At 64.0% G+C, this 18,527-nt stretch carries 14 protein-coding genes, 1 tRNA gene and 3 pseudogenes; 8 read left to right on the forward strand and 10 right to left on the reverse strand.

Annotation, left to right across the window (positions count from 1 at the left end):
- Positions 1–68: 68 nt before the first annotated feature.
- From NLY42_RS31005 to NLY42_RS31020, 4 genes are read right to left on the reverse strand one after another with little or no spacing between them, the layout of a single operon-like run.
- Positions 69–1,250, reverse strand: coding sequence for a hypothetical protein (locus NLY42_RS31005; RefSeq protein WP_031196700.1), 1,182 nt, complete (start codon positions 1,248–1,250; stop codon positions 69–71).
- Between the two features lie 21 nt (positions 1,251–1,271).
- Positions 1,272–2,282 (reverse strand): succinylglutamate desuccinylase/aspartoacylase family protein, encoded by a 1,011-nt coding sequence (locus tag NLY42_RS31010; protein ID WP_023753901.1) that lies wholly within the window; start codon positions 2,280–2,282, stop codon positions 1,272–1,274.
- A gap of 2 nt (positions 2,283–2,284) precedes the next feature.
- Positions 2,285–2,629 (reverse strand): RidA family protein, encoded by a 345-nt coding sequence (locus NLY42_RS31015; protein WP_023753900.1) that lies wholly within the window; start codon positions 2,627–2,629, stop codon positions 2,285–2,287.
- A gap of 38 nt (positions 2,630–2,667) precedes the next feature.
- Positions 2,668–3,993, reverse strand: coding sequence for an alanine racemase (locus NLY42_RS31020; RefSeq protein ID WP_031244433.1), 1,326 nt, complete (start codon positions 3,991–3,993; stop codon positions 2,668–2,670).
- A gap of 68 nt (positions 3,994–4,061) precedes the next feature.
- On the opposite strand from NLY42_RS31020, the gene NLY42_RS31025 reads away from it, so the two are divergent.
- Positions 4,062–5,003, forward strand: a complete 942-nt coding sequence (locus NLY42_RS31025) for an amidohydrolase family protein (RefSeq protein ID WP_023753898.1) — start codon at positions 4,062–4,064, stop codon at positions 5,001–5,003.
- Here NLY42_RS31025 and NLY42_RS31030 read toward each other — a convergent pair.
- The 4 genes from NLY42_RS31030 to NLY42_RS31045 are packed head-to-tail and all read right to left on the reverse strand — an operon-like array spanning position 4,977 to position 9,486.
- Complete coding sequence (locus NLY42_RS31030; RefSeq protein WP_023748645.1) at positions 4,977–5,948, reverse strand: ABC transporter permease; 972 nt, start codon at positions 5,946–5,948, stop codon at positions 4,977–4,979. The genes NLY42_RS31025 and NLY42_RS31030 overlap by 27 nt on opposite strands.
- Entirely contained in the window at positions 5,945–6,910 is a 966-nt protein-coding gene (locus NLY42_RS31035; protein ID WP_023753897.1) for an ABC transporter permease, read from the reverse strand. The genes NLY42_RS31030 and NLY42_RS31035 overlap by 4 nt, the downstream gene beginning before the upstream one ends.
- Positions 6,907–8,406, reverse strand: a complete 1,500-nt coding sequence (locus NLY42_RS31040) for a sugar ABC transporter ATP-binding protein (RefSeq protein WP_196813807.1) — start codon at positions 8,404–8,406, stop codon at positions 6,907–6,909. Before NLY42_RS31040 ends, NLY42_RS31035 begins: the two co-directional genes overlap by 4 nt.
- Positions 8,407–8,433: 27 nt before the next feature.
- Positions 8,434–9,486 (reverse strand): ABC transporter substrate-binding protein, encoded by a 1,053-nt coding sequence (locus tag NLY42_RS31045; protein ID WP_023723360.1) that lies wholly within the window; start codon positions 9,484–9,486, stop codon positions 8,434–8,436.
- A gap of 325 nt (positions 9,487–9,811) precedes the next feature.
- Here NLY42_RS31045 and NLY42_RS31050 point away from each other — a divergent pair, with 325 nt between their 5' ends.
- From NLY42_RS31050 to NLY42_RS32055, 6 genes and pseudogenes are all read left to right on the forward strand, one after another.
- A complete protein-coding gene (locus NLY42_RS31050) occupies positions 9,812–10,522 on the forward strand; it encodes an IclR family transcriptional regulator (RefSeq protein ID WP_245261323.1) in 711 nt (236 codons plus the stop codon).
- Between the two features lie 247 nt (positions 10,523–10,769).
- Positions 10,770–11,051 (forward strand): hypothetical protein, encoded by a 282-nt coding sequence (locus tag NLY42_RS31055; protein ID WP_023686798.1) that lies wholly within the window; start codon positions 10,770–10,772, stop codon positions 11,049–11,051.
- Positions 11,052–11,949: 898 nt separating this feature from the next.
- Positions 11,950–12,327 carry a hypothetical protein gene (locus tag NLY42_RS31060; RefSeq protein ID WP_502882127.1) on the forward strand — a complete coding sequence of 126 codons (378 nt, stop codon included), beginning with the start codon at positions 11,950–11,952 and terminating at the stop codon, positions 12,325–12,327.
- Positions 12,328–12,395: 68 nt separating this feature from the next.
- Positions 12,396–12,509: pseudogene (locus NLY42_RS31065) on the forward strand (SDR family NAD(P)-dependent oxidoreductase); the annotation flags it as partial.
- A gap of 81 nt (positions 12,510–12,590) precedes the next feature.
- Positions 12,591–12,671: pseudogene (locus NLY42_RS31880) on the forward strand (alcohol dehydrogenase catalytic domain-containing protein); the annotation flags it as partial.
- Positions 12,672–12,675: 4 nt separating this feature from the next.
- Positions 12,676–12,809 (forward strand): annotated as a pseudogene (locus NLY42_RS32055) (glutathione-dependent formaldehyde dehydrogenase); the annotation flags it as partial.
- A 467-nt stretch (positions 12,810–13,276) separates the two neighbouring features.
- On the opposite strand, the gene NLY42_RS31075 reads toward NLY42_RS32055, so the two are convergent.
- A tRNA-His gene (locus tag NLY42_RS31075) sits at positions 13,277–13,353 on the reverse strand.
- Positions 13,354–13,699: 346 nt separating this feature from the next.
- Positions 13,700–14,158: a phasin gene (locus NLY42_RS31080; protein ID WP_023669330.1), complete on the reverse strand. Its 459-nt coding sequence runs from the start codon at positions 14,156–14,158 to the stop codon at positions 13,700–13,702.
- A gap of 324 nt (positions 14,159–14,482) precedes the next feature.
- On the opposite strand from NLY42_RS31080, the gene NLY42_RS31085 reads away from it, so the two are divergent.
- Positions 14,483–18,487, forward strand: coding sequence for a PAS domain S-box protein (locus NLY42_RS31085; protein ID WP_023753892.1), 4,005 nt, complete (start codon positions 14,483–14,485; stop codon positions 18,485–18,487).
- Positions 18,488–18,527: the final 40 nt, after the last annotated feature.

Raw genomic sequence — 18,527 nt, forward strand, 5'->3', positions numbered from 1 at the left:
TAACCCGGCAGCGCTCGCGCCCGAATCCGGCCTCAACGCCTCGTGGCCACGAGCATTGGCCGGCTGGCTCAAGACTGCCGAACAGCGCGGATCCAGTCGAGCCGCGCGGCTGGAATGAGGCCGTAATTGTAGAAATTGACGCCGTCCACACCGGGCGCCAGCGCCGGCTTCACCTTGGCCGCGAGGATGTCGGGGCGGGCCATTTCCGGATAGAACAGCCGGTAGCCGGCGCCGAGGAATTTGTCCGCGCCCAGTGCCACACGGCCGGCCGCCATCAGGCTGGCGACATCGCCGGCCTGCATGTCGTAGGCGCACAGGATCGCCCCGTCGCAGACCTTGCCCAGCGCTGCCAGATCGCAACCGCCAAGCCAGCCGTCTTTCAGATCGATAATGACGACCCGCGTCGTGGGATCGGCTACCTCGCGCAGTTCGGCGACCAGGCTGGTCACTGGCTCGAATCGCCACAAGAGATAGGCATGGAGCTCCGGCCACGGCGCAAAGGCGTCGAGGCCGCAGGCGGGGAAATCGGGAAAGCGCCGCTCAGGCACCGCACGCTCGCAGGTCTCGACGATCCATTGCCTGGTGAGCTTACGCGCCGCCTCGGCATCGATGCCGGCTTTTGCCGCACGGGCGACGCAGGACGGACAGAAGCACAGAGACAAAAGAAAATCGTCTTCCGGCGTCAGCCCGACACCGTCCTTCTCGTGATGGTATTCATGGGCAAAGCCCATGAAGGACGGGCTTTCAAGTTCTATCCGGTCCGGCCGATAGCTGTGCGAGATGTCGGCGATCAGCGCGCGGACATAGGCGCGCGCATCGGGATGGGACGGGCAGAGATTGTAGTAGTTGGCGTCGCCGAAGGCGTTGCGGGTGACGGCCTGCGGATGCAGCATGCCCAGGCGGGTGTTGTGCAGGCAGACCGTCCAGCACGAAACGCCTAGCCCGCCCGCGTCGCGACGGCGGATGAGCTGACCGAGCACATCGCCGCCCTCGGTGATCACGTCAGCCACCTTGGGTTGGATGGCTAGACTTCCCCAGCGCGCAGCGGTCGGCTTGAAATAGATGGTGCCGTCCTCAGGGAAATAGGCCTTGCGGCGCGGACTGCGCGGCTGCAGGAAGCGCCCGGCATGATAGGATGTCGCCAGGCTGATCATGTTGAGCCCGGCGCGCCCGACAAGATCACGTTCGACCGTCTCCAGGCCGAGATCCTGGATGTCCCAGGGATAGGTCCACATGGACAGTTGCTGCATGGAATATCCTCTGCCTTTGGCTCAGCCGTCGACCGGCTCTGCGACCTGCATTAGGCAGTCGCCCGCCTCACACATCGTGTGCAGCCGGCGCGACAGCACCAAGCCGCTTTCGGCGAAATGCAGGGCCTCCTCGGCAACATCGAGCCGCTCGAGATCGTGGTACCAGCCGGCCAATTGTCCTGAAGTGACACTGTCGCCGAGCCTGGCGGCGGGCTCGAACCAGCCGCGGCGGGTGGCATAGAGGCCCTGGCTGTGCCTGGACAGGGACAGCAGCCTTGTCGGCGCTGAAGGCTTTTCGCCAGCGCCAAGAACCGGCGCGCCGACCACACCCATTGCTATCATCAGACGGTCGAGTGCGCGGGCCGTGATCGCCATCGAATCGACCGTTGCGGTGCCACCGCCGCCGAACTCACCGCTGACGCCGACGGCGCCGGCGCGGCGCGCTGCGCCCATCGAGGTTGGCGAGGCCTGGCCGTTATCAGCGATAAAGCCGTAGGGCATGCCGAGCTTGCGCATCAGCTCGACGCCACGCCGGTGGCGCTCGGGATCGGCGTTGCGTTCGACCAGCGCGGTCGGCAGATGCTCCATCGACGTGCCGCCCGAATGGATATCGAAGACGACGTCGTGACGGGGGAACAGCTCCGTCTCAAGGAAATTGGCGAGCCGGCTTGTCGGCGTTCCCGAGGGATCGCCGGGAAAGGCTCGGTTGAGATTGCCGCCGTCGAGCGGCGAGCAGCGCTTGGCGGCCATCACCGCAGGGGCGTTGGCCATCGGCATGATGGTGATGCGGCCCTTGATGCGCTTCGGATCGAGCCGGCGCACCAGTTTTGCCAGCGACAGCTCGCCCTCATATTCGTCGCCGTGATTGCCGGCCATCAAAAGCAGTGTGGGGCCGTCGCCGTTGCGGATTAGGCAGATCGGCACCTTGACCTGAAAGTAGGGCGAGCGATCGATCGAGAACGGAATGCTTAGATGGCTGAGCGTCTTGCCGTCGCGGTCGAAATCGAGCGTGTGGGCGAGGCCGGTGTGCATGGTCAGACCGCCGCGACCGCGGTGATTTCGATGCGCAGATCAGGGTCGGCAAGGCGCGCCTCGACGCAGGCCCGCGCCGGCAGGCGGGCAGGATCGATCCAGGCATCGTAGATGCTGTTCATGGCCTCGAAATCACCGATCTGCGGCAGGAAGATGCTGACCGCCACCAGCTTCGACTTGCTGCTGCCGGCCTCGACCAGCAGCGCCTCGACTTTGGCCAGCACGTCGCTGGTCTGGCCTTCGATGCCGGCCTTGCGATCGTTGGCCACCTGGCCGGCTATGTGAACGAGGCCGCCATAGACGACTGCCTGCGACATGCGCGAGCCGGACTGAAAATACTTGATCATATCGGATCCTTTCGAGGTTCTCTTTTTGGGGGATCTGGTCAGCCGAACCAGGTGGGGAAAGCGTGGCGGACGTGGCCGGTCGCGTCGACGCCGAAGATCACGCGATAACGGTCGAGGCAGGTGCAGGGATGCGAGATGCCGAATTCGACGACGTCGCCGACGGCCACGTCGTCGCTGGGTGCAATCGACAGGAAGGAATGCTGGTCGTTGAGCTTGACCACCTCGGCGCGCGCCGCCGGCATCGGCAGCGGCTTGCAGGCACGAAAGACGGTGAGCGGCGTTGGAAAGCCCTGGTCGAACGACACGTCGCGCATGCCCATGCCGCAGATGACAAGGCCCGGCTCCGGACGCGACAGCACTTCGGCCCAAAGGCGTAGCGCAGGGCGAAAGGAATGCCGCGCCGAAGCGCTGATGCCGCCTATGGCAAAACCCTTGCGGGTATCGAGGGCGCCGAGCGAACGGTCATAGGTGCCGTGGTCGTGGAAGAAGATGGCGCCGCTGCGCAGCACCAGCGTTGCGTTGCCGTCGCTGGAAACGAGGGGTGCAAGCGCCGCGACCACCTGGTCGAAGAAGGCGGAGCCGCCGGCTGTGACGATCAGCGGTGCGTCGCCGCCGACGCGGGCACGCAGCCGCAGGAACATGTCGGCGGTCATTGCCAGCAGGCCGGATATCACCTCATCGGTGCGACCGGGCTCGGGTTGCGCCGCCGCCCCTTCATAGGTCGCAACGCCGGCGATCAGCAGCCGCCCGCCGGCAGCCGTGATCGCATCGGCGATGGCCTCGGCTTGCGCGGTGGTGCGGGCGCCCGCCCTGCCCGCACCAAGTTCGACCAGCACATGCAAAGGCGGCAGTGCCGCATTGGCGCGCCAAGCCTCGGAAAGCGCGTTCACGGCGTCGACCGAGTCGGCAAAGACATAGAGCTCGGCATCCGGCCAGGCACCAGCAAGCACGGCCAGCCGGTTGGCGCCGCCGGCTCCGCCAACCTCATTGGCGATGATCAGCCGTGTCAAGCCGGCCTTCAGCATCACTGTCGCTTGCCTGATGTCGGCGACCGTCGTGCCCCATGCGCCGGCCTCGACCAGCGACCGGGCAAGGTCGGGCGCCATCGGCGTCTTGGCATGCGGAGCGATCTCAACATTGTGTTCGCGCGCATAGCGCAGGAACAGGTCGCGATTGGCGGAGAAGGCCGCCTCGTCGAGGGTCAGCACCGGAAGCGCCATGCGTCCATCCGCGGGATGCCAGCGCTCGGCCGCGACAAGGCTGCTGTCAAGCCCGGTTGTGCCGGGAGGCACGCCGCGGATGCGGTCGTCGAGCCGAAAATTTTCGTGCACCGAAAGGGCTGGAACCGGTGAGTTTTCAGTCATCCGATGCTAACCCTTTCACCGTCGCAACGAAGCCAGATCGATCGCCGGTCACAGCCTGAGAGAGATACGTGCCAGAACCTTACGCCGGACCGATCATCGACGCCCATCATCATCTTTGGGATCTCAGCCTGGGACGGCATCCCTGGCTCGCCGCCACGGCCGGCGAGCGCGGCGGCCTGGGCGAGCTTGGCCCCTTGCGGCGGAACTATCTGCCTGGGGATTATGCGCGCGATGCCATAGGGCATAAAGTCCTCGCCACCATCCATGTCGAAGCCGGCTGGGCGAGTGGCGACTGCATCGGAGAAACGCGCTGGCTTGAAACACTCGACAAATCGCGCGGCGTCGCCGCTCGCTATGTCGTTCACGTGCCGCTCGCCGATCGCCAGGCGCCGGCGCTGATCGAAGCGCAAGCCGCGTTCGAGCGTGTCGTCGGCGTGCGCGACATATTGAGCTGGGATCCCGACCCTGCCCGCCGTTTTGCGACCCGTGACGGCATCATGGAGGAGCCGGCCTGGCGTGCCGGGCTTGCCTTGCTTGGCCAGCATCGGCTGGCCTTCGACCTGATGGTGTTTCCGCGCCAGCTCGCCGGCGCGGCTCGCCTTGCGGCTGCCTTCCCCGATCAGCAATTCGTGCTCAACCATTGCGGCAGTCCGATCGACCGCGACGCCGACGGCATGCAGAGATGGCGCGACGGGCTGCGGCTTCTGTCGCAATGCGACAACGTCGCCATCAAAATATCGGATCTGGTCGCCTACGATCATGACTGGACGCTCGACAGCCTGAAGCCCGTCGTCCTGCATTGCATCGATTGTTTCGGCACCGGTCGCGCCATGTTCGGCAGCGACTTTCCGGTCGCCGGCCTGCATGCCTCGTTCGATGACATATATGACGGCTTCAAAACCATCACAGCGGACTTTTCCGCCGACGAGCAGACGGCGCTGTTCTTCGGCAACGCAAGGCGCATCTATCGGCTCGACGATGTGTCATCGGCGCGCCTGCTCCCGGCCTGAGAGCAGCAGCAGGCCGAGGATCAGCGAGCCGAACAGGATGCTGCGCCAGCCGGGCGATGCGTTGACGACGGTGATCAGCGCGGTGATGGTGACCAGCAGGATGGCGCCGGGGATGGTGCCGGCATAGGTGCCAAGCCCGCCGAGGATCGAGGTGCCTCCGAGGACCACAGCGGCAATCGAGGCGAGCAGATAGGGATCGCCGATGCCGACATAGCCCTGTCCGTTCATGCCCAACACGAGCACGCCGGCAAGTCCCGAGCAGAAGCCGCTGATGCCGTAGACCGCAAGCGTCGTGGACGTGACCGGAACACCGGACAATGCCGCGGCAAGTGGGTTGGCGCCCATGGCGAAAATCCGGGCGCCGAGCGATGTCGCATGCATCGTGGTCAGCACGATCACCGAGACGACCACCCACAACAATACGCCAGCGGGAATGCCGGCCGGCCGGCCATTGCCGAGCCAGTGGACCAGCGGGTTCTCGGCGGTCACGGCGCTGCCGCCGGCGATGATGATCAACAGACCCTGCAAGAATGTCGCCATGGCCAATGTCATGATCATCGGGTGGACGCGCAGCAAAGCGACGCCGAGCCCGTTGACCAGGCCGATTGCCGTGGTCAGCACCAGAACGGCAAGAATGGCGGTGATGCCGGTCGGATCCACCTGCCACGACAGCAGCGGCAGGCTGACGGCGCTGACCGTGACGATGGCCGCGACGGAAAGGTCGATGCCGCCGGCGATCACCACAAAAGTCTGGCCCGCGGCAACCAGGCCGATGACGGCGCCGAGCTCCACCAGATAGCGCAGATGGCCATAAGCGCCGAAGCCGCGCGAAACGAAGCTCGCCACGATCCAGACCGCGGCAACGATGGCAACGGTGAGAAACGGCCGGCTGCGCAGGACCGTCAGGGCGCGTTTGCCGCCCGCGCTGTCATTCCATGCTGTCATTGCTGTGCCTTGCGGAATTGCGGGATGGCGACCGCGCCGATGATGATCAGGCCCTGGGCCACATATTGTGCGACCGGCGTGAAGCCGAGGAAGAACATGACGCTGATCATCAGGCTGAGCAGCAGGCTGCCGGCAAGCGCGCCGCGCATCGTGCCCTGGCCGCCGAGGAAGCCGATGCCGCCGAGCACCGCAGCGGCAATCGAGTTCAGGGTAAAGGCGGCGCCGATGACCGGGTCGCCCGAACCGGTCTGTGCGGCGACGAACAAGCCGCCGCCAGTGGAGAGCAGACCGCTGATCGCATAGGCCGCAATGCGCGCGCCGTCGACCGGCACGCCGGAGCGATAGGCGCCGACCGGATTCTCGCCGGCGGCATAGAGGCTCAAGCCAAGCGGCGTGGCGAGATAGAGCTTCCACAGGAGAATGATGACCACCAGCAGCACGAATGCCGCCGGTGTGTTGCCGGCAAGCAGGTCGGACAGCCACGCCGGGATTGCGCCGCCGGGCCGCGGCAGGGTCAGCAGTGCGGCGCCGCCGATGATGAACGACCCGGCAAGCGTCACCACGATCGCCGGCAGGCGAAGCCGTACCACGATGAAGCCGGTCGCCGCCCCGATGCCGAGGCCCGTCAGCGCCACTGCGGCAGTGCCCCCGGCGACGCCCAGCGGCCCGGCCATCGTCGTCGCGGCGATGACCGCGCCCAAGCTGACCGTCGCGCCGATGGCTAGGCTGATGCCGCCGGTGAGCATCAGGATCGCCTGCGCCATGGCGACCAGCGCCAATGGAAACCAGCTCTGCGTGAATTTGGCGAAGCCGGACGCCGTGAACAGGCCCGGAAAGAGGACGCCATAGGCGATGAGAAACACCAGGACGACGGCAAACAGGCTGCGCACGCCGACATTGCGACGCATCTGCACCGGCCAGTAGAGCGCATCGGTCTGCCGGGCGGAGGAAGATCCTTTCATGCCGCAACCTTCCGCTGTTCGGCGCCCATCGCCGCGGAGACGATGGCTTCCTCGCTCAGCGCTCCACGCGCCAGCATGGCGACGATGCGGCCTTCGCGGACGATGGCTACACGGTCGCAAAGGTGCACGAGTTCGGGCGTGTCGGAACTGAGCAGCACGACCGCCTTGCCGGCGGCGGCGAAATTGCGAAGCATCATGTAGATCTCACGTTTTGTTTCGACGTCGACGCCGCGCGTCGGATCGTTGAGCAGAAGCACCAGCGGGTCGTGCGGCATCCATTTCGCCAGCGCCACCTTCTGCTGGTTGCCGCCCGATAGAGCCTGCGCCGCCCGCCCGAGGTGACCCTTGATGCCGAGTTGGGCGGCAAGGCTTTTGGCCGTCTCGCGCTCTGCGCGGCGGCTGCGCAGCTTCAGCGCCGGCAGCCTGGCAAAGGCGGGCAGCATCATGTTGGTGATGATGGGATGGATCAGGTGCAGGCCCTCGCGCTTGCGATCCGCGGGCACATAGGCCAGCCCCAGCGCGTTGGCTTTCGGCACGCCGCCGGGCAGGCCGGAGGCGCCGTTGACGGTCGCCGACGCCGTCCGTGCCGGAATGGCGCCGTAGAGACCGAGCAGCAGATCTTCCTGCCCTTGCCCGACCAGGCCGCCAATGCCAAGCACTTCGCCCGTTTTGATATCCAGATCGACGTCGCGCATCAGGCCGGCCGAAAGATTTCGGACAGAGATAGCGTCGGCAGGCAAACTGGAAGGCTGCCATTGCGGAAAAAGATCACCGGGATCGCGGCCGACCATCAGCCGAACCAACCCGGCGGCGTCGGTGCCTTCCAGGGTGCGGTCGGCCGTGCAGGTGCCGTCCTTCAGAACGGTGACGTGCTGGCACAGCGCCATGACTTCGTTCAGTCGGTGCGAGATGTAGAGAATGGCGATGCCTTCGCCGCGCAACCGCTGCAGCAGATCGGTGAGGATTTTGGTTTCGGTTGCCGATAGCGACGATGTCGGTTCGTCGAGAATGAGCACGCGCGGCCGGCGGTAGAGCGCCTTGGCGATCTCCACCATTTGGCGGCGGCCGAGCGACAGATGCCCGACCGGCGTCGACAGCGGCTCGTGCAGCCCGACAAGTTCGCATGCGGTCCTCGCCCGCGCAGCGAGTTCGCGGTAGTCAATCAGGCCGAACCGTTTGGGATAGGCGCCGAGACCAATATTTTCGGCGATGGAAAGACTGGCCGTCAGGCTGAGTTCCTGCTGGACGACGGCGATGCCGGCCTGCCGCGCAACAGCCGGCGTCATGCGTGAGACCGCGCGTCCATCGACCTCGATCGTCCCGCCATCCGGTCTCAAGGCGCCGGACAAAAGGTTGATCAAGGTCGACTTTCCGGCGCCGTTCTCGCCGAGCAGCGCATGCACGCGGCCCGGCTGGAGAGCGATTGAAACGTCGCGCAGGACGGGGTTGCCGAAGAAGGACTTCGACACACCCCGCGCCGCGAGCAGCGGAGCCATGGTTGTCAACGCTACAACCCTTCAGGCTTATTTCTGAGCCAGCAGCTTCTTGAACAGCTCCTCATCGTAAGGAGAAAAGATGTAGCCGTCAGCCGGGAAGTCCTTGGCCCGGGCGAGGTATTCGTCGATGTTGGAATTGTCGATTACCGGCAGCGGAATCTTGACGAAAGCCGGCACATCCTTGCCTTCCAGCGCCTGGACGGCAGTGTAGGTGGCGAAGGCGCCGAGCCAGTTCGGCTGCATCGTCGCCCAGCTCTTCAAGCCCTTTTCTTTCCAGAGTTCCAAAAACTGCCGGGCGTTCTCACCGGTGATCGGCACCTGTTCACGGCCCTGCTTGTCGAGGGCCAGCACGGCGCCTGCCGACAGAGCGCCGCCGAGCGACAGGATGCCGTCGATCTCGGGGTTGGCGAAGAGGAGGCTGGTGACGGCTTCCTGTGCCGGCGCGACGTTGTAGGGCGTGTTGGTCTCGGCAAGCACCGTCACGTCGGGATGGGCCTTGAGCTCAGCGTCGGCGCCTTTGCGCCTATCATCGCTGACCGAAACCCCGGCCGGGCCGTTGAGGATGAGAATCTTGCCCTTGCCGCCGATAGCGTCGATCAGGAACTTGGCCGCCTGGTCGCCCCACTGCGAAGAATCGGTATTGACCTTGGCGGTGACCTTGTCGGTATCGACGAGGCTGTCGAAGTTGATGATGGCGATGCCCTTGGCGCAGGCATCGGCCAGAACGCGTGCAGGTGCGGTCGACGAACCGGCGATCAGGATGATGGCGTCGACATCGGAATCGATCATCGACTGGATCTGCTGGATCTGGACGTTGGCATCGCCCTGAGCGTCGGTGACGACGAGCTTGTCGACCAGTCCCTGCTTCTTCAGGGTCTCGACTTCGGCTTCGATCGTGCCTTGGGTCTGCTTCATCCAGGTCGGCACGGAATAGATGTTGGCCCAGCCGATCGTGTACGGCGCCTTGCGGTCGCCCTTGATGCAGTTGGCGGCGGCATTGGCTGCCGAGCCGGCGCCAAAGCTCAGCACGAGACCGAGGCAAAGCGCGCTGGCGGATGCGAAAAACGGTGATTTCATCATGACTGTTCCCTTCAGAGGTTGTGGCCTCGACGTGCAGAACAAGGGCGAGGAAACCCGTCGGTCGCCGGATCTTGGAAACCGTGTGTCGCCTCGGGATTTGTCTGCGTCAGGCTCGTTAGTTTGTCTGGTATTTCAGACAATGTGTCTGTATATCGGACAAACTGGATGCTAGTCCGAGCCTTGACATCTTTCAAGCGCCCTGAGACGAGAACCGAAATGATTTTGGCGGAGGGTCATGAGCGAGGGCACTAACGATGCGATCGGGAAGGAAGCCGGCGCGGAGCCGCGCAACGGCGAACGACGACGCGGCATTGACCGCGTCATCATGCTGCTCGAGGCGTTGCTGCGGCACCGCGCGCCAATGCGCGTCGGCGACATCGCCAAAATGATCGGCGCGCCGCGTTCGACCACCTACGAGATCGTCAACAGCCTGCTCGACGCCGAAATGCTCGAAAACGTCGGCGGTGAAGGTTACGTCTATTTCGGACGCGCCATGCATCTGTTCGGCTGGGCCTACTCACATCACAATGCCCATTACCGTCGCATCATCGAGACCTTGGATAAGTTGGCCGCCGAGACAGGCGAGACGGTCCAGCTATGCGGCCTGCGTGGCAACAAATACGTCGTTCTTGACTGCCGAGATTCCCCAGGCCCGTTCCGGATCTCAAGCGATGTTGGGGTTGAGGTGCCGATCCCATGGACGGCATCCGGACGGCTGCTCCTCGGCCATATGAACGAGCAAGAGTTGAGGGATTTCATCCCATCTGGCGACTACAGGCTTCCCGACGGCCGCATCATTGCACCAGCCGAATTCTTTGCCGATGTTGCCTTGGCCCACCGGCAGGGTTTCAGCGAGACCACAGCCTTGGCCGACCGTTTCACCTGGTGCATGGCGGCCCCCATCCGTGACGGCCACGGCGCCATCAAAAGGACCTTGTGTTTGGTGTTACCCGTCGACACGCCGGAGCCACGGCGCGACGAACTGCTTGCGTTGCTGCGCGAGCGCGCCCGTGGACTGTCTCTGGCGGGAGGCTGACGATCAGCCGTCGTGCCCTCAGGTTGAAGCCTCTTAAAGGCACATGGATTCCGCTCTTCCCCATGGGTTCCATTTAGGTTCCGGACCTTAGTCCCACAGTCGGTGGATAAGGTCCGAACCAGGGAACACGCAACCGGAAGCCACATTAGGAGAAGACCGTCGATCAAAGTCCCTTCATCGCCGGTTGAGGATCCCGCCGCTCTTACTGTCGAGAGCGCGGCGGGATCCTTACGCGCGGAGCGAGCACATGAGATTTGTCGAAATTTTCACAGATGTGCTTACTGCCCTGCTTCTCGCTTTATTCGTGTGCGGGATATTCGCTGTTTTCGGAGGCCATCTGGTTCCTCCACGCTACGCAAAGATGGTGTTGCTGCCGGACCTCGATAAGATGACGACTGCATCATCTACACCCAGCTTGCCTGATTCCATCGACTTGCAAGTTCAAAAGCGCCCAGAGGTGCAAAGGTCTGCCGGCGTGACACAGCGCGCAGTCGGTCTGGAGCCGCCAGTGCCATCCAGCAAGCGGTAAGAATCAGCGGAGGTTTTGTGGCTCCCCAGCTATCAGAGAGCGCCGGCGATTATTGACAGACCCGGCTCTTGAAATTGGCTGAAATCGCCGCTCCACATTTCCGCATCTGTTTGAATTGTGTTTATCAACTAGTGCGAACGCTATGGCGAAGCAGGTTGAGTTGGCGGCGTTCCTGGCTGATCCCCGCCAGTGCTTGATCGCGGCGTGGGATCCTTGTCGAGCTTGGGATTTCGGTCCACCGGTTCGCCATTCACATCATCGGCCTTGGAGTTTGCAGGGTCCGTTTGGCCAGGATTTGGGCTGTAAGTATCTGGCGATGGAACCCGGCTGTTTTGTTGTGTCGCCGGTGTCTTAGCCTGCTCGCCATAGATTTCAGCGATCCCCCAGGCAACGAGCGCCAAGACAAGGCCTGCCAAGAGCACGCCAAGGACCGGTCGCCCCAAGCCACCCTGCCTGGCCCGCTTTTCCGGAATGTTTCTGCTCATGATCGCAACCTTGGGCTAAGAGGAGTGGCCCGCGCTCCAGGAGCGAAGACGCGGGCAGTCAAGAGCTCCGGATGTTGGCCATGCGGCGAACAGGGAACTCGCTGCACATACCGAACTCGCTGGCGCTGTTGATGTTCCCACGGAATACAAACAGCGCGCCGCCGCGATCCGGACGGGCAATTTGGTTTGGAGTGGCTGGAACGAGCCAGTTCAAGGTCAACCAGCGGCGGTGTGCGTAAGCGAGCATTGCGAGCCAGACTGGAACTTTGCCGAATTTGCCGCGTCGCCGACCATGGCCGGCTACAACGAGACCACCAATCCGGTGCTGACCGGTTGCAAGGCCCGCGTTGCCACCAGGGACATCTGTTTGAAGGCTATCTGAATTTGCTCCTCGTTGTCGGCGATTCCGCCCGATGGAACATCCTGATCCGCTCGCGGTTGGGGAAGCCCGGGCCAGCGGCAGGAGCATCATCATGAACGTCGAACGTAACCCGGCCGAAGACAGAGGCGATATCCAGTCTGGGGTGACAGAGGACAAGACGCCGGGATTCGACCCGGCGGCGGCGCCTATGGAAACCGATGCCGAAGCAGCAGACACCTGCGCCGTGCCGGTTCCCGCAGCGACGGGCACGCCGGCTTTCGCTAATCAAGCAAGCTTCGCCAATGCGATGCGGCGGCCGGACGACGAGCGAGCCCCGGCCCCGAGTAAAAACGGCCCGGTGCTGGCCATTGTCGCGCTTGTCGTCGTTGCCGCCGTCGTGTTCGTTGTCGCCGCGATGCTGGCGCGATAGCAGATCCTGCGCTTGCGCCAAACCTCTGCCCTGCGAAGCGATCAGGGATGCGGTCGTGGCAGCAGGCGATCAGCGGCTGGAAAAACAAGCTGCAGGTTGCAGCGGCGCATGGCACGCCGGCCGGCACCCTGGCCGAGCAGCATTGCGGCATGGCCGAACCCGGCTCGGCCGCCAAGGGTTGAGGCCGGATGCTCGTTGGAAGCGGGAACATTTCACATCAAGCCAAGTTCGGGCTCGCAGGGCTTGTCGTCAAGGAACAGCACATGAAGGCCCTCACATGGCACGGCAAAGGCGACATACGTTGCGAACAGGTGGCCGATCCGACGATCCAGGATGAACGCGACATCGCTGCAGAAAGTTCAGAACGGCGATATCGACCCGTCATTCCATCGCGCTGGCCTCAAGGCCGGGCCCGAACTTACAAAACCTTCCGCGACAAGGAGGACGGCTGCATCAAAGTCGTGATGCGCCCGCACGGCTGACCGTTCTGTCCAATGGCCCGACTTTGTTGTCCGGCCGTCTGCATGCTGAAAAGGCGAGAGTTGAAAATGGCCAAGGACAAACCCGTATCGACAAACCCGGCCGCGACACCTCCGGTCAGATCGCCTGAGGCCGCCGGTTTGCCACATCCCCGTCGCGATGCTGAAGACAGCGATTCCGGCGCCAAGCCGACGGCACCCAAGACCGCTGGCGCCCAGCAAGCGTCCAGATCGCCACTCGACAGCCGCATTGCAAATCGCAATGCCGGCCGTCCTCGTCAGGCAGGCACGACGCCTCGGCCGACCGACGAACCGCTGGAGTAAAATGAAACCTAAGCTGCGGCGCGGGTATCCGCACCGCGGTGTGTGTGCGCAGTCAGGGTCTTCCTGCCCTGCCGACAGGGCCATACAGGTCTTGATCTCTCGTGGATCGTCGGGATCGGCAATCAATACTTTAGCGGGAAATTCGGTGGTACCGTTGGCTGGGATCGAACCAGCGACCTCCGGATCCACAATCCGGCGCTCTAACCATCTGAGCTACAACGGCACGTTCGCCTGAGCCAGATCGTGGTGAAAATTCATTCTCCGAGATCCGCTCTGTCGTTCGGCGATGCGTCCAATACGGTCTATCAGAGACTAATTCAAGGCCTTTGATAAGGCAAAGCCGGTTCCGCCAACAGGCGCCGGTTTCTTCGGCAAAAGAAAAAGGCCGGCGGGAGGAGGTGCCGGCCTTTTCCTGTTACGAGCCAGCGGGAGGAGGTGCTGGCTGGTCACCCCGGAGAGCAGAGGGAGGAGGTTCCACTCGCCGGGTATTCATTTGGACAACTCTATCGCACACCTATTTGTCTGACGAAATGCGACGTTTTGATGCATCGCAGAGTTGTGCGCAATTATTAGGCGGCCTTGATGTCCTTCAGGGCCTTCTCGAAAGCGGTCTTGACCGGCTTGGAGACGTCTTCGGCAGCCTTCGAAGCAACAGCCTGGAAGTCCTTGGCCTGCTCGACCGTGGTCTCGACGCGCTTGCGCAGGAAGGCGGTCTGCAGTTCGACCACTTCCGACAGCGACTTGGCGCCGATGAGGGCCTCGAGATGCGAGAAGCCGGCTTCGGCATTGGCGCGCAGAGCGGCGATGGTCTTGAGCGACAGGTCGCTGGAAACGGTCTTGGCAGTCTCGAAGGTCGATTCCAGGACTTTCTGGGTCTCTTCGGCGCCGGTCTTCAGCTTGGAGTAGGCTTCCTTCGACTGCTCGACGCCCTTTTCGGCGAAAGCGCGGATCTGGTCGGTTGCCTTGGAAGCGTCGAAGCTCGGGAATTCGACGTTTTCGATGGTCTCAGCGGTCTTGGCCTTGGTCATTTTCCATCCTTTCGGGGTAGCGGCTTTGACAAAAAGCCGTCTCGTTCATGTATGATGGCAATATAGCGGTTTTTTTGTGCGATGCAATATCTTTGTTGCAGTGCACCATAATTTCTTCCCATGCGTTACCCCAAGAGGTTACCCAAGGGCATTCCGAGGGGCTGTTAACCAAGTGGCCAGAGATTCCACCTGCTTCCCGCCATGGCTTGTGGACCTTCGCCGCGCGGGCTTTTATTAACAAAGCGTTAACTGCAAATTGCCCGCCTTGTAGGTTCGCCAAGAGGGGTTCGCCAAGAGGTTTCACCGAAAGGGTCCGCCAAGCGCATGCCTTCCGAGAACTACTCTTTCCTCGATGTCGCCGTGCTCGATGCGGTTCGCCAGCGCTTCGCCGCCGGCGACGCGATCGCGATTCTGTCGGCCGACCTCGAACAGGTGATCTGGGCGAACGGCCCGGGCGCTGCGGTGTTCGGCTATCCCGATATCGAGGCCATCATCGGCGCCTCGGCACAGCTGCCGCTGATCGCCAGGCGTCAGATCATGGCGACCGCGGGCTTCCCGCAGATCGGCAGCGACCGCGCCATTACGGTACGGCTGGCGACCGGCATCACCAGCCGCGCCGTCGGCTTCCTGGCCAGTGCGGTGACTATGCCGGACGGCGAAAGCGCCATTATGCTGGTGGTGCCGGCAGCGCAGGCCGGCTCGCGCAGTGCTGCCGACATTGCGGCCCGCGCCATCAGCGGCTTTACCGAAGACGGCCATTTCATCGCCTTTGTCGACGCCGCCGGCACTGTCGAGGCGGCTTCGGATGGCTTTGGCGCGCTCGCCATCCGGCCTGAGACGCTGGCCGCGCTTGTCGCCGACGTGGCGAGCCAGGACGACCGCATCGTCAAGCGGCTGGTCCCCGGCGGCGCCACGTCCTATCCGGCCGGCTTCGCGCGCCTGACCGAGTCCAGGCATCTGCTGGTGGTCATCGACGAGGATCAGCTCGGCGAGGAAAATCCTGTCGGCGAGCTGGATGCCGAACCTGCTGCAGCGCAGGTCGACGATGGCCCGGCGCAAGCCGCCGCGGAGAACGCGGTAACGGTGGATGCGGTGGCTGACCACCCCACCGCAAGCGGGAATCAGGGCGCTCCACTCGCGGCCGCGCCTGATGTCGGGGAGACAGGTCCGGCTGCCACCGAGCATGATGCTTCGGCGTCAACCGATACAAAGGCGGACCATCGCGAGCAGACGACCGGCCGCGAGCAGGCGGCGAATGACAGCGCGCCGGCGCAACATGATCATTGGTACTTCCATGCCGGTGAAGAGCCGCAGGCGGGCGAGCCGGACAGCCCGGCGCAGGCCGAGCCGGACTCTGTTTCCCCGGCCGAGAGTGCGCAGTTGGACAGCAGTGCCGCTGCGCCCGCCCTGCCGTCTGACGCAGCCCCACCGGCTACGCCTCCCGCCAAACGTGAGGTCGACCGCTCGGCGCCGCCGCTGCGCTTCGTCTGGCGCACCGACGCCGACGGCAAGTTCAGCGCGCTGTCGCCGGAATTCGGCGACATTGTCGGCAAAGCCGCCGCCGACGTGATCGGCCGCCGCTTCAAGGACGTCGCGACAATTTTCGGCCTCGACGCCTCGGGCGAGATCGCGGGCCTGCTTGAACGGCGCGACACCTGGTCGGGCCGCTCGGTACTGTGGCCGGTTGCCGGCTCCGACCTGAAGATACCGGTCGATCTGGCAGCACTGCCTGTCTATGGCCGCAGCCGCGCCTTCGAAGGTTTTCGTGGTTTCGGCGTCGCCCGCGCCGGCGATGCGGTGGTCGATCCGGAAGCAATCGGCATGGCGCTGGTCCCCAATGGCGCGCCACCGGCAGCAGCCGAGCCGGCCCCGGAACAGCCCGTGGCGGAAGCTCCCAAGGCGGCCGATCCGTTCGAGGGCGAAGTGCCGGCACTGACCATCGTGCCGAAGCAGGAACGTCGTTTTGCCGACAAGGTCATCCGGCTGGCCGAGCATCGGCAGCCCGCCAACGACAAGCAGCCGACAAGCGAGAGGGGCCTGTCGACGCTGGAGCGCAGCGCTTTCCGCGAAATCGGCGAGCGGCTGAAGAAGGACAATCCCCCGCCGGAGCAGCCGGAGACTGCCAAGCAGGCCGAACCGGCCAATCCGGATCAGGTAACGCCAGACCAGGCCAAGGCAGATGAGCCCAAGCCGGATCATGTCGAGGCGGACCAGCCTGAAACAGCCGCGCCAGCCCGACAACCCGCCGAGGTCTCGAGTCCGGACGAAGCCGGCCCGGCTGCCGTGGCTGAACCATCGGCAGCCGCACCCGAAAGCGAAACGGCTGAGGCCGAACCGCCGGAAAGCGATGCCGAGGACGAAAAGGACCTGACGCGGCTTGACGGCGAGCAGCCGGACGACGGCCTTGCGGACAGCGAAGCAGGCGAGGCGAAGGCGCCGACAGTGTCGCGCTCCCTGCTCGACTATGCCGATCCCGAACCAGGCTCCGTCACCGAAGACAGTACGGAAGCAACGTCGTCCAACGACGAACTTGCGCCGGCTTCCGAACCGGATGATACGCAAGCCCAAGAGATCGTCGAGGCCGCAGAGCCACAGCCGGTTGTTGCCGAGACGCCGGCCAATGCCGGTGAAGACGACAGCATGACGTCGGCCGACTTCCGCGATGCCGAGGACAATGAGGATTGGGCGCCGTCCGACGAGGCGACCGATTCCGCCGTGGAAGACGGGGACAAGGCCGGCGATGCGGACACAGTGCCGGCAGAACCACAGCGCCTGAAAGTGCCGCCGCTCAAGCTTGAGGGGTTCATGCCTTCGGCATTCTCGGCCGGAGATGAACACAAGGCCCCTGACACGTCGATCCTCGGCAAGCTGCCGGTGCCGCTGCTCATCCATTCGGGCGACGAGCTTCATTACGCCAATGAGGAATTCCTCGGCCTGACCGGCTATGACACGCTTGAGGACCTGAGCGACGCCGGCGGGCTCGACGCGCTGTTTGCCGATCCCTATTCAGAAATGGCCGGCGAAAGCGACCACACACTCAAACTGAAGACGCGCGAGGGCCAGGAATTTCCGATCGAAGCCATTTTGCGTTCGGTGCCGTGGCGCGCCGGCAAGGCGCTGATGCTGGTGGTGCGACGTACCGGCGATAACGAGCCGCCGATGGTTGCGCATCTCGCAGCCGAGGAGCAGACGCAGCCCGATGTCTCCGAACTCAAAGCGCGCATTGCCGAGATGCGCACCATCATCGACACCGCGACCGATGGTGTGGTGTTGATCGGCCGCGACGGCGACATCCGCTCGATCAGCCGGCCGGCCGAGGCGCTGTTCGGCTTCGACAGCGACGACGTCACCGGTAAACCGTTCGCCTCGCTGTTTGCCATCGAAAGCCAGCGCGCGGCGCGCGACTATCTGAACGGCCTGTCCGAGCCCGGCGTGGCGAGTGTGATGAACGATGGCCGCGAGGTGATCGGGCGCGAGGCGCAAGGGCGCTTCATCCCGCTGTTCATGACCATCGGCAGGCTGCCCAATGACAGCGGCTTCTGCGCCGTGGTGCGCGACATCACGCAGTGGAAGCGGGCCGAAGAGGATCTGACCCAGGCGCGCGCGGTGGCCGAGCGCGCCTCCTCGCAGAAGACCGATTTCCTCGCCCGCATCAGCCACGAGATCCGCACGCCGCTCAACGCCATTATCGGCTTTTCCGAGCTGATGGTGGACGAGAAGTTCGGCCCGGTAGCCAATGACCGCTACCGCGACTATCTCAGAGACATCAACCGCTCGGGCAACCATGTGCTCGATCTCGTCAATGACCTCCTCGACATTTCGAAGATCGAGGCCGGCCAGCAGGAAATGGACTACGAGGCGGTGTCGCTCAACGATACGCTGGCCGAGACGGTGGCGATGATGCAGCCGCAGGCCAACCGCGAGCGTGTCATCATTCGCTCCAGCTTCGCCTCGCGACTGCCGGAAGTCGTCGCCGACCTCAGAAGCGTGCGCCAGATCGCGCTCAACATCCTGTCCAATGCCATTCGCTATACGCAAGCCGGCGGACAGGTGATCGTGTCGACCGCCTATGAAACCTCCGGCGACGTTGTCATGCGGGTGCGCGATACCGGCATTGGCATGAGCCATGCCGAGATCGAGCAGGCGCTGAAGCCGTTCAAGCAGATCAATGCGCTGAAGCGCGGGCGTGGCGACGGCACCGGTCTCGGCCTGCCGCTGACCAAGGCGATGGTGGAAGCCAACCGCGCCCGCTTCACCATCACCTCGACGCCGGGCGAAGGGACGCTGGTCGAGGTCGCCTTCCCGTCGACGCGGGTGCTGGCCGAATAGGCCGGCGATTTCCGGGCGAGAATCCCGGACAAAGAAAAGG

Origin of the sequence: Mesorhizobium sp. C372A, assembly GCF_030323245.1 — a bacterium.
GTDB lineage: Bacteria > Pseudomonadota > Alphaproteobacteria > Rhizobiales > Rhizobiaceae > Mesorhizobium.